Origin of the sequence: Sphingomonas sp. NCPPB 2930 (assembly GCF_042867205.1) — a bacterium.
Taxonomy (GTDB): Bacteria; Pseudomonadota; Alphaproteobacteria; order Sphingomonadales; family Sphingomonadaceae; genus Sphingomonas.
Window position 1 is genome coordinate 155,417 of the sequence record NZ_JBHZQU010000006.1, and the last position, 14,271, is coordinate 169,687.

The window sequence follows — 14,271 nt, forward strand, 5'->3', positions numbered from 1 at the left end:
GCGTAAAGGGAGCTCTGTGCGGTTCGACGACAGTCTGGCGACGATTCTTTCGGCCGACACTGCGACGCCATTCGGCGCGCAGACTGCCTGGCGGCAGCTGGTCGACCTGATGAGTCGCGGGCGGGTTCCCGCAGATCCGCCGATGCTGGCGCGACTGGCGGCGTTGCGCGATATCGTGCCCGAGCCCGTTCGCGCCGCCAGCGCCCGCATACTGCGTCAGGGCCCGGCACCGGTCGCGCTGGTCGCCTTCTTCGCCCAGGACGATCTGCCCGTCGCGGGACCGGTCCTGCGTTCGGTGACCCTGGCGGATGCGGACTGGCTGGCGATCCTGCCCCGGCTGACGCCCGGCACCCGATCGATTCTCCGTCATCGTCGAGATTTGTCGGAAACGGTGCAGCGGGGACTGGAGAGCTTCGGCGCGGTCGATTTCGTCCTGCCGCACTTCGGCGCGGAGGCGGTGGCCGATCCTGAGCCCGAACCCGTCACCGTGGCGCCGACCCCATCCCAGCCGCAAAGCTGGCCGATCGCCCGCGACACGCCCCCGCCGCCGCCCGCCGCCGCGCCATTGCCGCCGCAGGAGCCGCCGGTCGCCGAACAGCCGCCGCTGTCGATCCTGCTCGATCCCGTGCCGACCCAGCCCGCCACGCCGTTCGTGGCGCTGGGGCAGGTGGCCCGGACCCTGCCCTTCATGGCCGAGGCGATGCGCCATGCCGAGCCCGCTTCAGCGCCACCGCGCTATGAGATCGCCGATCTGGTCGCCCGGATCGATGCGTTCAACCAGCGCCGCGAAGAAGTGGCGGGGGCGACCCCGAGCCATGCGGGCCCGGCGCATTTCGATTTCGAGACCGACACGCGCGGACTGATCCTGGGCGTCGATGGCGTCGCGCGCGGGCCGCTGGTCGGCGTCAGCATCGCCGAGACCGTGATGCAGGGGCTGGCGCAGTTCGATGGCGTGGCGATGGGAGCGTTTCGGCGCCGCTCGCCCTTCCGCGACGCCCGGCTGGAGATTGGCGGCGCATCGGAAGCGGCGGGGTCGTGGCGGGTTTCGGCCATGCCCTATTTCGACCCGCTGACCGGCCAGTTTCTGGGCTATCGCGGCAGCGGGCGGCGGCCCCGGCGCGACGAGATCGCCAATGCGGTCGGCGCCGACACGGCGTCGGACAAGGCTTCGTCCGATTCGCTGCGCCAGCTGGTCCACGAACTCCGTACCCCCGCCAATGCGGTGGCGGGCTTTGCCGAACTGATCGAAAGCGAACTGCTCGGTCCTGTCGCGCCGGTCTATCGCGACCGGGCATCGGCCATCCGGTCGATGGCGGCGGACCTGCTCGCCTCGGTCGAGGACCTCGACACGGCGGCGCGGATCGAGGGACGGGTGCTGGAGCTGCGGCCGACCGTCGTGCCGCTGGAGCCGCTGATCCGGCGTATCCTGACCGAACTCCACCCGCTGGCCGAGTTGCGCCGTGCGGAAATCCGGTTCGAGGCGCCCGAGCAGGCGATCACCGCCCTGGCGGACGACCGCGCGAGCGAGCGGCTGATTACCCGGCTGTTCTCGGTCCTGCTGTCCAATTGCGTGGTCGGCGAGCGGCTGGCCGCCGGGCTGGCGATCGATCAGGGCATGGCGGTGCTGCGCGTCGACCGGCCGCTGGCCCTGACCGTCGAGACCGAGGGCGCGCTGCTCAGCGAGGCGGGCGACGAGGATCAGCGTGACGGCGCGCCGCTGCTCGGCACCGGCTTTTCGCTGCGGCTGATCGACAAGCTGGGCGCGGAGATGGGGGGCGGCCTGACCATCGGGCTCCACCGGGTCGTGTTGGCGCTGCCGCTCGGCGGGGAGCAGCGCGCGGGACAGGCGTCGCGCCGCTGAAGCCGGCCATGTCGACCCGGCCTTGGCGCCCCGACCCGCCCAGCGCGGAGGAACGGATCGACTGGCCTGCCGATTTCGGCACCCGCTTCCTGGTCACCGTCGATGTCGAGGAGGAATTCGACTGGTCCGCGCCGCTCGACCGGCGGCACCGCGCGACGACGGCGATGCGGGCCTTCCCGGCGGCGCATCGGCGTTTTGCCGAGGCGGGCGTCGGGCTGACCTGCATGGTCGACTATCCGGTCGCGGTCGATCCGGCGTCGGTCGCGATCCTGTCCGAGTGCCGGAACGACGGGCGGTCGGAAATCGGGGCGCAGCTTCACGCCTGGGTCACCCCACCCTATCGGGAGGTGGTCGACCCCTTCACCAGCCATGCGGGCAACCTGCCCCTCACGCTGGAGGCGGCCAAGCTGGATATGCTGACCGAGGCGCTGGCGCAGGGCTTCGGCATGCGGCCGCGTATCTTCCGGTCGGGGCGCTATGGACTGGGGCCGTCCTCGCTGGGCCTGTTGGCGGAGCGGGGCTATCGGATCGACAGCTCGATGCGCGCGCTGCACGATTATGGCGACGAAGGGGGCATGGATTTCGGCGGCATCGCGGCGCATGGCTTTCACCGTGACGGGATGGTCGAATTGCCGCTGACCAGCGTGTTCGACGGGCGCTTGCGGCGATGCGGACCGCGCGTCCATCGGTGCGCGGGACAGGTCCCATATGGTCGCGGGGTGCTGGCACGGGCGGGGTTGCTCAACCGGATACCGTTGACGCCCGAAGGGGTGGGTATCGCCGATGCGCTGGCGGGGATCGATCGGTCCTTGCAGGACGGCGTCCGCCTGCTGGTCTTTTCCTTTCATTCCCCGACGCTGGAGCCGGGGCATACCCCCTATGTCCGCGATGCGCGGGACCGGGCGCAATTCGACCTATGGTGGGATGCGGTGTTCGACCGGCTGGCCGAACGGGGCGTCCTGCCCACCACGGTCGCGGATATCCTCGCGGCGCTCGACCGGCGCCCCGGCTGACATCGGTGGGCGACCAGGACGGCCGCCCGCCGGTCGGGGATCAGCGCTTCATCGCCTCGATCAGCTTCTTGACGTCCTGGCTGCGACCGCGCGGCAGGATCAGGATGTCGTCGCCGCTCGCCACGACGATCAGATTCTCGACATCGACCGCCGCGACGCGCACCCGGTCGGTGCGGATCAGGCAGTTCTTGGTATCGATCGCCAGCACTTCGCCGCGATGCGCATTGCCGAACCCGTCCAGCTCGCTGATCGCGTGCAGCGCGTCCCAGCTGCCGACATCGTTCCAGCCCATCGCGACCGGCACCACCGCGACGCGATCGGCGCGCTCCATGACCGCATAGTCGATCGAATCGGACGGGCAGGCGGCGAAGTCGGCCTCGTTGGGGCAGATGCGCTTGCCCTCATGCGTGGCGCCGCGCATCGCCTTTTCGGCGGCGACGAGCATTTCGGGGGCGTGCTGGCCCAGTTCCTCGAGATAGCGGTCGGCGCGGAACAGGAAGATGCCGCCGTTCCACGCATAGTCGCCGCGTGCCAGCATCGCTTCGGCACGTTCCAGGCGGGGCTTCTCGACGAAGCGCGCGACCTGGTTGACCCCCGGCGCGATCTCGCGGCCGACCTGGATCCAGCCATAGCCGGTCTCGGGCTTGTCGGGCGAGATGCCGAAGGTCGCGAGCCAGCCCTGCGACACCATCGGCAGTGCGGCGCGGATCGCGGCGTGGAACGCGTCCAGATCGGCGATGACATGGTCGGACGGCATGACCAGCAGCACGTCCTCGGGCTTGGCGGCGAGCGCGGCGAGTGCGATGGCGGGCGCGGTGTTGCGCGCCACTGGCTCGAGGATCAGCGCCTGGGCCGGGGTGCCCGCGGCGACCAGCTGGTACTCGACCAGATCGGCATGACGTTGGCCCGCGACGATGATCGGTGCCGCGAAGTCCTTCGAGCTGGTCCGCTGTGCGGTCAACTGCAACATGGTCTCGTCCGAGGTCAGCGCGAGCAGCTGCTTGGGCATTTCCGGCTTGGACATGGGCCACAGTCGCGTGCCGGAGCCGCCGGACAGGATGACCGGAACGATCGGATTGTGCATGAATGCCCCTTTGTTGATCCGCCATCGCCGATCGGATGACGGTTTCGCCTATAACGCGCCCATAACGCATATCTTCACGCTTCGTTTGTCATTCCGTGTAAAAATTGGGACAGTCGTGCGTGCAAGGGAGGGACGAGCAGCGTCCGGTCGATGATCCGTGTGTTCAAACACTATGTCCCCCATGCGGTTCTGCTGCTCGGGTTGGTCGATTTCACGCTGCTGCTGCTCGCCTCCGAGCTGGGGTGGCGGTTGCGGGCCTGGCAGATCGGCTATCCGGTCGGTGCGGCGATCGACCGCTGGCCGCAGATATTGAGCTTTGCCGCGCCGCTTCAGGTCGCGCTGCTGGCGGTGGGGGCCTATTCGACCGCGTCCTTCCTGTCGCTGCGCTTCGCGGCGGCGCGGTTGATGGTCGCGGTGTCGCTGGGCGTCATCTTCCTGTCGCTGATCTTCTTCTTCTTTCCGGCAGTCTCCTATTGGCGATCGAGCCTGTTGTTCGCGATGATGTTCGCGATCCTTCTGCTGGTCGTCATGCGTGGCGCGTTGGGGCGGCTGCTGGGCGGAGACCGGTTCAAGCGGCGGGTGATCGTGATGGGGGCGGGGCCCCGCGCCGCCCAGATCGTCGAGCTGGCCGAGCGGCCGGGCGCCAATTTCCTGGTCGTCGGGGTGATCGCCATGTCCGACGCCGAAAGGGTGCTGCCACAGGCCATTCACCGCGAGGATATTCCCAATCTCCAGGCGTTCGTCGTCGGTCGCGAGGTGGTCGAAGTCGTGCTGGCGCTGGAGGAACGCCGCCGCGCCTTGCCCTATCAGGATTTGTTGCGTGTCCGGACGGCGGGCGTGCAGGTGTTCGAGCTGTCGAGCTTTCTGGAGCGCGAAACCGGGCGGATCGACCTGGCCTCGGTCAGCCATAGCTGGCTGATCTTCTCCGACGGTTTCTCGTCGGGGCGCGTCCGTTCGGTGATCCTCAAGAGGGCGTTCGACGTCACGGTCAGCCTGGCGCTGCTGATCGCGGCGGTGCCGATCATCGCGATCACCGCCATCGCCATCCGACTGGAGTCGAAGGGGCCCGTCTTCTATCGCCAGCGCCGTGTCGGCCTGTTCAACCAAGCGTTCGACATCCCCAAGCTGCGCTCGATGCGGCAGGATGCCGAGCTGGCCGGGCAGGCGGTCTGGGCGGAAAAGGACGATCCGCGCATCACCCGCGTCGGCCGTTTCATCCGCAAGGTCCGGATCGACGAACTGCCGCAGATCTGGTCGGTGCTGAAGGGCGAGATGAGCTTTGTCGGCCCGCGCCCCGAACGCCCGCAATTCGTCGAACAGCTCGAACAGCAAATTCCCTTTTACGCCGAACGGCATATGGTAAAGCCGGGGATCACCGGATGGGCGCAGCTCAACTATCCCTATGGCGCCTCGATCGACGATGCGCGGCACAAGCTGGAATATGACTTGTACTACGCCAAGAATTATTCGCCCTTCCTCGACGCGCTGATCCTGCTCCAGACGCTGCGGGTCATCCTGTGGCCGTCGGGCGCGCGGTGAGCGACGCGGCCGGGCCGGGGGCCCCGGCGGCCAGCCCCTATCCGATGCTGCGGCGCAAGCGGCGATTCTGGCGTCGGGGGCGGTTGCCGCTTCGTGTCCGGCTGGTTGCCGTATTGGCGGCGATCGCGCTGGCGGTGGGGGCGCTGCTGGTCCAGCTGTTTACCGCCAGGCCGCCGGTTGACCCCGTGCTGGCGCTGCGCAAGGCGAGCGTCGCACTGGAGGCGGGCAATTATCACGCCGCGCACGACCAAGCGCTCCAGGCCGCGGCCGCCGCGCCGCGCTCCGGGCCGGCGCAGATGATGCTTGCCCGGACCAGCCTGTTGCTGGGGCAGGGGGTGACGGCGGAGGCGGCGCTGGACCGCGCGCTGGCCGACGGCGTGCCCGAGGTCGAGACGCTGGCCGCACGGGCGGAGGCGCGCTGGTCGCTGGGCAATCTGGCGGGCGCGCAAGAGGCGGTCGATCGCATGCCCGCGCAGCAGGACGCCGCGATGATGCGCGCCGCCGCGCAGGTTCGTGCCGCCCGCGCCGGTGGCGCGACGCTTCGCCGGATGTTGCAGGCGGTCGTGGCGCGCTTTCCGAACGATGCGCGAAGCTGGACCGATCTGGGTCGCAGCCGGTTCGGCGCGGGCGACATGCTGGGCGCGAGCGAAGCCGCGACCCGCGCCGCCGCGCTGGCCCCCGCCGATCCGGCGGCGCTGACCCTGCAGGCCGAGGTGGTGCACGCGCGCTATGGTCTGGCGGCGAGCCTGCCCTGGTTCGAGGCGGCGTTACGGCGCGATGCCTATTATCATCCGGCGCTGATCCGTTATGCCGCGACGCTGGGCGATAGCGGCCGTTCGAGCGATGCGCTGGCGGCGACCCGCAGGGCGCTGGTGTCCGAGCCGGGCAGTCCCGAGGCGTTCTACCTCCAGGCGGTGATCGCCGCGCGGGCAGGGCGTTTCGCCTTGGCGGAGGGCGTGCTGGAGCAGACGCGCGGCGCCTTGTCCTATCGTCCCTCTGTCGTGCTGCTCAACGGTTTGCTGGCCTATGCCCAGGGGCGGCCGCAGCGGGCGGTGCGGGTGTGGGGGCGGCTCGTCGCGATGCAGCCGATGAACGTCGCCGCCCGTCGCCTGCTGGCGGCGGCGCAGATCGCGACGGGGGATCGCCCCGCCGCGCTGGCGACGCTTCGCCCGATCCTGAGCCGGGCGGATGCCGATGGCTATGCGCTACGTCTCGCGGCGTTCGCGGCCCCGGCGGAGGAGGGGGCGGGGCTTATCGACCGGATCGCGCAGGCGCATGTCGGCGAAGCGGCGATCTTTCGCCCCGACCGCCCGCTGGGCGACCTGACCATCGCGGCGGAAACCTCGCCGACCGACCCGACCTATGCGCTGGGGGTCATTCGCGCGCTGGCCAGCCAGGGGAACCGGGCAGGCGCGCTTGCCAAAGCGCAGGCGCTGGTCCGCGCCACGCCGGGCGCCCCGGCCGCGCTGCTGGCTTATGGCGATGTGCTGTCGACCATCGGCCGCCTGTCGGAGGCGCTGGGCCCCTATGCCCGCGCGGCCGATCTGACCTTCGACGAGCCGACGATGCTGCGGCTGGTCGATGGCTATGGACGAGCCGGGCGGGCAAGGGAGGCCGCCGTCGCCCTCGGCCTGTATCTCTCGCAAAACCCGCAGAGCGTGCCCGCGCGCCGTCTGCTCGCACGGTGGCAGCTGGCCGCCGGGGAATGGGATGCCGCGATCGAAACGCTCGAAGGATTGCGGATGCAGCTGGGGCCGGACGACGTCGCGCTGCTTCACGATCTGGCGTTGGCCTATGCCGGGGCCGGGGACGGGCTGGTCGCGCGGCGTTACGGCGCCGTGGCCTATGGGCTGGCTCCGATGAACGCGGCAGCGGCGGATGCCTATGGCGTGGCGCTGGCGGCGGCGGGCGAGACGGAGGGCGCGCGTCAGCTGTTCGACAAGGCGCTGGCGCTCGCCCCCGGCAATCCGGTCATTGCGGGGCACCGCGCCGCGCTCTGACGTCCGCCGGTCTTTGCAGCGGGGTGTCCGCGCCGTAGAAGCGCGGGCATGACCGACCTTCCCGTTTCCGTGCTGGAGCGCATCGCCGCCGCGCTCGAACGCCTGGCCCCCGCGCCCATCGTCTCCGCCGATCCGCTGGCGCATCCCGCCTATCTGTGGCGTGACGGCGTGCTTCGGCCGGTGCGCGGCTTCGCGCCGCTGCCGCTAGACCTGTTGCAAGGGCTGGACCGTCAGCGCGAGGCGCTGCTCACCAATCTGACCCGGCTGGCCGAGGGGCATGCGGCGCAGGACGTGCTGCTCTGGGGCGCGCGGGGCACGGGCAAGTCGGCGCTGGTGAAGGCCAGCGTGGCGGCGGTACAGGCGGCGCGGCCCGGTCGTCTGGCGCTGGTGTCGGTCGATACGCTCGACAGCCTGCCCACGCTGTTCGCGCTGCTGGAAGGGGTGGACCGGGCCTTTGCGCTGTTCATCGACGATCTGGGTTTCGACGAGGCGGGCGAGGCGCGCAAGCTGCGCTCGCTGCTCGACGGCGGGGCGGAGGCGCGGCCCGCGCATGTCCGCTTGCTGGTCACCGCCAATCGCCGCCACCTGCTGCCCCGCGACCTGAGCGAGCAGGACAGCGCGATCAATCCGCGCGACGTGGTGGACGACCAGCTGGCGCTCGCCGACCGTTTCGGCCTGAGCCTGGGCTTCCACGCGCTCGACCAGGACGGCTATCTGGCGATCGTCCGCGCCTATACCGAGCGCCACGACCTGCCGTTTGACGGGGCCGAGGCGGTCCATTGGGCGACCCGGCGCGGCAGCCGCTCGGGGCGGGTGGCCTGGCAATATATCGTCGACCTGGCGGGACGGAAGGAGCGGGTCCTGTAAGAGAAATTTCGTTTCGGTGAAAAAACCTCTTGCACCGATCCGAGCCGCTGGCTATTGGCGCGCCTCCAGCACGGATCGGCCTTCCCGAAAGGCTCTGAAAACCGATCCGTACTCTCTAGTCGGGGAGTAGCTCAGCCTGGTAGAGCACTGCCTTCGGGAGGCAGGGGCCGGAGGTTCGAATCCTCTCTCCCCGACCATTTACATGCCCTTATGATCACCTCCGAAAGGAGGTCCAGGCGTGGCCCAAGCCGATATGCTTATTCGGTGTCAGCCCGGTGCGGTTGGCGACATGTCCTATTTGCCCTGATATGTTCGCTCGCAGCGTCGCGTTGGCCTATGCAAAGAGGGCGACCTTCCGGCCGCCCTCCCGCTTGATGCTGTGTCCTGGATACGGTCGATATGAACCGGTGGGCCCGTTGTCGCACGCCGGGGCCTCCTAGTCAGGAACGGTGCCGATCCCCGTCAGCCATCAATTTCTTTTGGTCATGCTGCGCACGGCAGACCTTCGAAAACTGCCGACTGCAGTCGCATCAGCAATACGCCGTTGTTGAGCCAATGCGCAGAAACTGCATTTTTTAAAATGTCCAAAAGGGCAAAGTCGGCAAGCCCGGACTCGCCCACATAGGTGGCGTCCGGCGTGACGCGCCGCTGGCCATTGCCATCAAAGAACTGCCTATGGAAGCCAAAGTAGCCCATAGCGTTGTGGACGCCCTCGTAAACCTCGTAAGGTGCATCTCCGTTTAATACGACCCGAGCACAAAATAACGACATATTGATTACTCCTAAGGCCGAATCATCTCAGCCAAAGGAATGCTAATTCGTTCGATGATTGAACCGCCAGCCTTGTTGAAGTTGGTTGCGATGAACTGCGGATAAAAATTTTATGGCAGCCATTCGGAAAGCTCGTATTTCTGCGAGATCTATGAAGCGCAAGACCCCAAAAATAAATTTTCGCGCTATTCAGCAACCTGAATTCAATCGATCAATGTACCCGAGCGGCCGAGCTGGCGTACAACCGTGTTGAATGCCGCCTTCACTCCTTGCGCGCGAGCGATCTCATTCGACTGCCCGGCCGATTCCCAGAAGGTCGTCAGCCGCCAGCGGTCGGGGCAGTGGGGGCAGGCAGCGAAGAGCGAGGTGAACCGGGATCGTGTCGCACCGTCGCCCGCCGCTATCGATCATCGCCTGTCGCAGGACCTGAACGGATAGCTCCACGATGATGCGCTGCTGCTTGGGCATCCGCCCTCAAGAGCCGCAGGAGCTGGCCCTGACAATCAGCTCATAGGGAAGCTCGATCGAGGATCGGGCGCTCTCCGGACCATCGCTGCGGTCTGCCAGCAGGCTCACGGCGGCCGCCGCCATGTCGCAATTGGGTTGTCGGATCGTTGTCAGCTGTGGCCAGGCCATGCGGGCCAGCTGGGCGTCATCGAACCCGACGATGGACAATTTCTGCGGGACGGCGATCTGCGCCCGCATCGCGGCCACCAGCACGCCCAGCGCCATCTCGTCGTTGCTCGCGAAGATCGCGTCGGGTGCGCGGGGGCCATGGAGCAGGGCCTCCGCCGCGACGATGCCGGACCGGAAGGTGAAGTCGCCTTGGACCACCAGCCGGTCGTCGGGCGCGATCCCGGCGGCGTCCATGGCATCGCGAAACCCAAGCCAGCGGCGATGGGTCGCGCTATGGGTCGGGTTGCCCTTGATGAAAGCGATGTCGCGGTGGCCCAGCGCGATCAGATGCTCCGCCATGGTGCGGGCCGCCGCGCGGTCGTCGATGCTGACATAGGGTGTCCGGTCGACATCATTACCCGGCGCGATGCGGACCACGGGGACCGCATGCCGCTCGAAAATCGCGATCAGGTCGGCGCAGTCGCAAATGGGCGGGGTGAGGATCGCACCCCCCAGTTTCAGCCCGACCAGGCTCTCCTCCAGCCTCGCCTGCCAGTCGGAACGGTCGAGCGAGACGGTCTCGATGACCACATGGCGGCCGAGCGATCGCGCCCGTTCGAGCGCGCCGAGCAGGACGTCATTGGCATAGCTGCACGCCGGGTCGTCGAAGAACAGCCCGATGAGGAAGGAGCGGGTGCTCGACAGGCTGCGGGCGAACGTGTTGGGCCGGTAGTTCAATTCCGCCACGACGCGCGCGACGGCCTCGCGCACCGCCGGGCGGACATGCGCTTCGCCGTTGATGACGCGCGAGACGGTCTTGGGGGAAACGCCAGCCTGCCGGGCCACGTCCTTGATGGTAAGCGCCTTCATCAAAACATCCGGCCGGAAGACAAGGAGCGGCACGCCGGGGTCAAGCGTCCCACATGGCGTCATCTTATGCAATCGGATGCGGCCCGCAATCATGCCGTGCCTCAGGGGCAGTCTCGATAGGAGACGGGCGATCAATATCGTCGTCGCGAAAGCCGGAAAGTATCAGGACGCCGACGGCGCGCCCCGCGAAACGCGCTGCTCCCGTCGCGAAGGACAAGGGGAGTGTGGCGGCGGAACCACAGTCATCCGGTTGATTCACCGGGCGATCCCGGCGCCGGTCAATTTTGTTGACACCGATGTCATGCCGTATAGCGTGATATGGCAAAATAATACGCCGACGCGATCGGTGAAACGCGGTCCGTGAAGGTCGCAAAGGGAGAGGTGACATGAAGGGGAAGACGCTTGCGCGCGTGCTCGTGCGCTCGACATCGGTTCTGGGGCTGACGGCGGGATTGCTGCTGGCCTCCCAGGGGCAGGCGCAGACGGCACCGGCCGATCCGCAACAAGGCACGCCCCAGGCCGATACCGGCAGCCAGACGCCGCCGCCGGGCGAGGCAAGCCCCACCAATCCCCAGCCCGAAACCAATTCGAGCGACATCGTCGTTACCGGCGTCCGCGCCTCGCTGGAGCGGTCGATCGCGATCAAGCGCGACTCCAACGGCGTCGTCGATGCGATCAGCGCGGAGGATATCGGCAAGTTCGCCAATACCAACCTGGCGGAATCGCTTCAGCGTATCACCGGCGTGTCGATCGACCGGCGCAACGGCGAAGGCTCGACCGTCACGGTGCGTGGTTTCGGCGCGCAATATAATCTCGTCACGCTCAACGGCCGCCAGCTGGCGACGTCCAACATCGTCGCGGTCGGCGGCGACCAGGGCGGCGACGGTGCGGGCGGCTTCGGGCGCTCGTTCGACTTCTCGAACCTCGCCTCGGAAGGGGTGAAGACGCTGGAGGTCTACAAGACGGGCCGCGCCGCGATCCCGTCGGGCGGTATCGGCGCGACGGTCAACGTGGTCAGTCGCCGCCCGCTCGACAATGCCGATACCGGGCTGGTCGGGTCGCTGGGCGTCAAGGGCAGCTATGACAACAGCTCGGCCGACTGCATCGACTGCGGCGCGCGCGTCACGCCCGAGGCGTCGGGAACGGTCAGCTGGTCCGACAGCGAGAAGCGCGTCGGCGTGTCGCTGTTCGGCAGCTACCAGAAGCGCAATTTCAGCTTTGCGAGCGTCGCACCGGACAATTGGAATATCCGCTCGCTCAACGACTTCCTCAACCCGGCCAACGGCTTCGTCAACGGCGCGACCAAGATCAACAACCGCCCGACGGGCAACCCGCTGGTATCGGTGCCCAACGACTTCCGCTATCACTTCTCGGAGGCCAGCCGCGAGCGGATCAACGGCCAGGCGATCCTGCAATTCCGCCCGACCGACACGCTGACCTTCACCGCCGATGGTCTCTATGCCCAGCTGCGCCAGTCGGAGCGCCGCTCGAGCCAGTCCAACTGGTTCAACCGGCCGTTCAGCGAGGTGACGTTCGACGACGCCAGCAACGGCGTCGCCACCACCCAGTTCTTGGCCGAGACGATCAACGGCGTGAAGGACGCGGCCTTCGAACAGGCGTATCGCGCGCAGAAGAACCGGCTGTACGATGTCGGCGGCAACATCGAATGGAAGCCGAGCGATCGGTTCACCCTGTCGGTCGACGGCCATATCGGCGAGGCGCAGAGCCTGCCCGACAATCCCAACGGCCAGACCTCGACCACCGTCGCGATCAACGCGCCGGTCGTGACCGGCCACACGCTGCGCTGGACCGAGAACGGCTTCCCGCAGCAGACGCTGGCGATCAACGACGGCACCCAGAGCACGACCCCGACCGGCCAGCCCTTCATCAAGGGCAATAATAACGGCGTGCTGGACGTCGGCGATCTGGCGAGCGCGGTGCAGCGCCAGTTCGCGTCGAACCAGACGCAGCGGATCCGCGAGCTGCGTGCCGATGCCGCCTGGGACTTCACCGATCAGATCCGGCTAGACGCTGGCGTCGATTACCGCACCACGACGACCCGCCAGACCCAGTTCAACACGCGCCAGGTGCTGGGCGACTGGGGCAACTCGCTGCCGCCCGACATCGCGCGGCTGGCACCGGGGCAGGTTTTCCAGTTCTGCAATACCTGCAAGTTCGAGCATAACAATCCGAACGCCGACCCGAACACCCAGATCGCCTTCCGCACCCAGGATGCGACGAAGCTCTACAACACGCTGTTCAACTATTATTCCGGCGTGACGAACGACGGCGTCGACCACCGCAACAATATCGACGCGAACAGCGACAATTCGGTGCGCGAGAATATCTGGTCCGGCTATCTCCAGGGCAGCTGGAACGGGCAGGTGTTCGGCCGCAACGCCCAGATCGTGGCCGGCCTGCGTTATGAGAATACCAAGGTGCACGCCGTGTCGTTGCAGCCGGTGCCGCTGGCGATCGTGTGGACCGCGGACAATGACTTCGTGCTCCAGAACAGCACCGATCGCCAGGCGATCACGGCGCGGGGATCGTACAACAACTGGCTGCCCGCCGTGGACGCCAAGATCGAGGTGATGGACAATCTGTTCGCGCGCGCGTCCTACAGCAAGACGATCTCGCGGGCGCCGTACGGCAACCTCTTCGCCTCGACGGGCGTCGGCGCGCCGGGACGGCCGACCGCGATCGGCGGCATTGCGACGGGTTCGGCCAACAATACCGGCCTGCTGCCGCTGTCTTCGGACAATATCGACGTGTCGGTCGAATGGTATCCGCGCAAGGACGTCTTCCTGTCGGCGGGGTTCTTCGACAAGCGGGTGCATAATTTCATCGGCAACACGGTGGTGAACCGCAACCTGTTCGGGCTGCGCGACGCGACCTCGGGGCAGGCCGGCACGCGCTCGGGCACGGCGCGCGAGCAGCTGACCAACACGTTCGGCGCCGACATCACCGACGTCAACCTGTTCACCTATACCGCCCTGCTGCAACAGAATGCGGGCAATGTGGCGGCGGCGAACGCGCAGTTCGCGGCGAATTACAACACGCAGAGCCGCGCGCTGAACCAGGGCTTCGTCGATTCGATCCTGAGCCAGGTCGACATCAGCCCCAATGCCAGCGACCCGTTGTTCAATTTCGCGGTCAACACGCCGATCAACAATCGCGACGCGCATATCTATGGCGTCGAGCTGGCGGGTCAGTATTTCCTGGGTGAAACCGGCTTCGGCATCGCGGCCAGCTATACGCTCGTCCGGGGCAATATCGGCATCGATATCGCGGCGGACCCCACCGTGAACACCTTCGCGCTGGTCGGCCTGTCGGATACCGCCAATGCCACGCTGATCTACGACAAGAACGGCATATCGATGCGCCTGTCGTACAACTGGCGCGACAAGTTCCTGAGCGACATCAACCGTGGCGGCGACCGCAATCCGGTCTTCACCGCACCCTATGGCCAGCTCGACCTGTCCATGAGCTTCGACCTGACGCCGCGCTTCGCGCTCGGCTTCGAGGCGATCAACCTGACCGAAGAAGGCGTGCAGACCTATGGTCGCGACCGCATGAACACCTGGTATCTGGCCGAAGGTTCGGCACGCTATCTGGTCGGCGCGCGGTATCGCTTCTGATTTCGGAAACCCG

At 67.3% G+C, this 14,271-nt stretch carries 9 protein-coding genes and 1 tRNA gene; 7 read left to right on the plus strand and 3 right to left on the minus strand.

Going from position 1 to position 14,271, the window contains the following annotated elements:
- Positions 1–16 precede the first annotated feature (16 nt).
- A complete protein-coding gene (locus tag ACFX59_RS09525) occupies positions 17–1,861 on the plus strand; it encodes a sensor histidine kinase (protein WP_387431862.1) in 1,845 nt (614 codons plus the stop codon).
- A gap of 8 nt (positions 1,862–1,869) precedes the next feature.
- Positions 1,870–2,874, plus strand: a complete 1,005-nt coding sequence (locus tag ACFX59_RS09530; RefSeq protein WP_387431864.1) for a polysaccharide deacetylase family protein — start codon at positions 1,870–1,872, stop codon at positions 2,872–2,874.
- 40 nt (positions 2,875–2,914) lie between these two features.
- Here the strand turns inward: ACFX59_RS09530 and ACFX59_RS09535 are convergent, their stop codons facing one another.
- Complete coding sequence (locus ACFX59_RS09535) at positions 2,915–3,958, minus strand: mannose-1-phosphate guanylyltransferase/mannose-6-phosphate isomerase (protein ID WP_387431867.1); 1,044 nt, start codon at positions 3,956–3,958, stop codon at positions 2,915–2,917.
- Between the two features lie 150 nt (positions 3,959–4,108).
- Between ACFX59_RS09535 and ACFX59_RS09540 the strand changes: the two genes are divergently transcribed.
- The 4 genes from ACFX59_RS09540 to ACFX59_RS09555 all read left to right on the plus strand — a co-directional run bounded on the left by ACFX59_RS09540 (position 4,109) and on the right by ACFX59_RS09555 (position 8,561).
- Positions 4,109–5,497, plus strand: coding sequence for a TIGR03013 family XrtA/PEP-CTERM system glycosyltransferase (locus tag ACFX59_RS09540; protein WP_387431869.1), 1,389 nt, complete (start codon positions 4,109–4,111; stop codon positions 5,495–5,497).
- Complete coding sequence (locus ACFX59_RS09545) at positions 5,494–7,497, plus strand: tetratricopeptide repeat protein (protein WP_387431872.1); 2,004 nt, start codon at positions 5,494–5,496, stop codon at positions 7,495–7,497. Before ACFX59_RS09540 ends, ACFX59_RS09545 begins: the two co-directional genes overlap by 4 nt.
- A 48-nt stretch (positions 7,498–7,545) precedes the next feature.
- The gene (locus ACFX59_RS09550) at positions 7,546–8,364 is read left to right on the plus strand and encodes an ATP-binding protein (protein WP_387431874.1); all 819 of its coding nucleotides are present in this window, start codon (positions 7,546–7,548) and stop codon (positions 8,362–8,364) included.
- Between the two features lie 120 nt (positions 8,365–8,484).
- Positions 8,485–8,561 (plus strand) — tRNA-Pro (locus ACFX59_RS09555).
- 286 nt (positions 8,562–8,847) lie between these two features.
- Here ACFX59_RS09555 and ACFX59_RS09560 read toward each other — a convergent pair.
- Positions 8,848–9,135 (minus strand): hypothetical protein, encoded by a 288-nt coding sequence (locus ACFX59_RS09560; protein WP_387431877.1) that lies wholly within the window; start codon positions 9,133–9,135, stop codon positions 8,848–8,850.
- Positions 9,136–9,609: 474 nt separating this feature from the next.
- A complete protein-coding gene (locus ACFX59_RS09565; RefSeq protein WP_387431879.1) occupies positions 9,610–10,620 on the minus strand; it encodes a LacI family DNA-binding transcriptional regulator in 1,011 nt (336 codons plus the stop codon).
- 386 nt (positions 10,621–11,006) lie between these two features.
- Between ACFX59_RS09565 and ACFX59_RS09570 the strand changes: the two genes are divergently transcribed.
- Complete coding sequence (locus ACFX59_RS09570) at positions 11,007–14,258, plus strand: TonB-dependent receptor (RefSeq protein ID WP_387431882.1); 3,252 nt, start codon at positions 11,007–11,009, stop codon at positions 14,256–14,258.
- The last annotated feature ends 13 nt before the right edge of the window (positions 14,259–14,271 follow it).

Coding starts and splice junctions, on each gene's coding strand:
- ACFX59_RS09550 (WP_387431874.1), top strand. CDS start 7,546: ATGACCGACCTTCCCGTTTCCGTGCTGGAGCGCATCGCCGCCGCGCTC.
- ACFX59_RS09560 (WP_387431877.1), bottom strand. CDS start 9,135: ATGTCGTTATTTTGTGCTCGGGTCGTATTAAACGGAGATGCACCTTAC.
- ACFX59_RS09540 (WP_387431869.1), top strand. CDS start 4,109: ATGATCCGTGTGTTCAAACACTATGTCCCCCATGCGGTTCTGCTGCTC.
- ACFX59_RS09530 (WP_387431864.1), top strand. CDS start 1,870: ATGTCGACCCGGCCTTGGCGCCCCGACCCGCCCAGCGCGGAGGAACGG.
- ACFX59_RS09570 (WP_387431882.1), top strand. CDS start 11,007: ATGAAGGGGAAGACGCTTGCGCGCGTGCTCGTGCGCTCGACATCGGTT.
- ACFX59_RS09535 (WP_387431867.1), bottom strand. CDS start 3,958: ATGCACAATCCGATCGTTCCGGTCATCCTGTCCGGCGGCTCCGGCACG.
- ACFX59_RS09565 (WP_387431879.1), bottom strand. CDS start 10,620: ATGAAGGCGCTTACCATCAAGGACGTGGCCCGGCAGGCTGGCGTTTCC.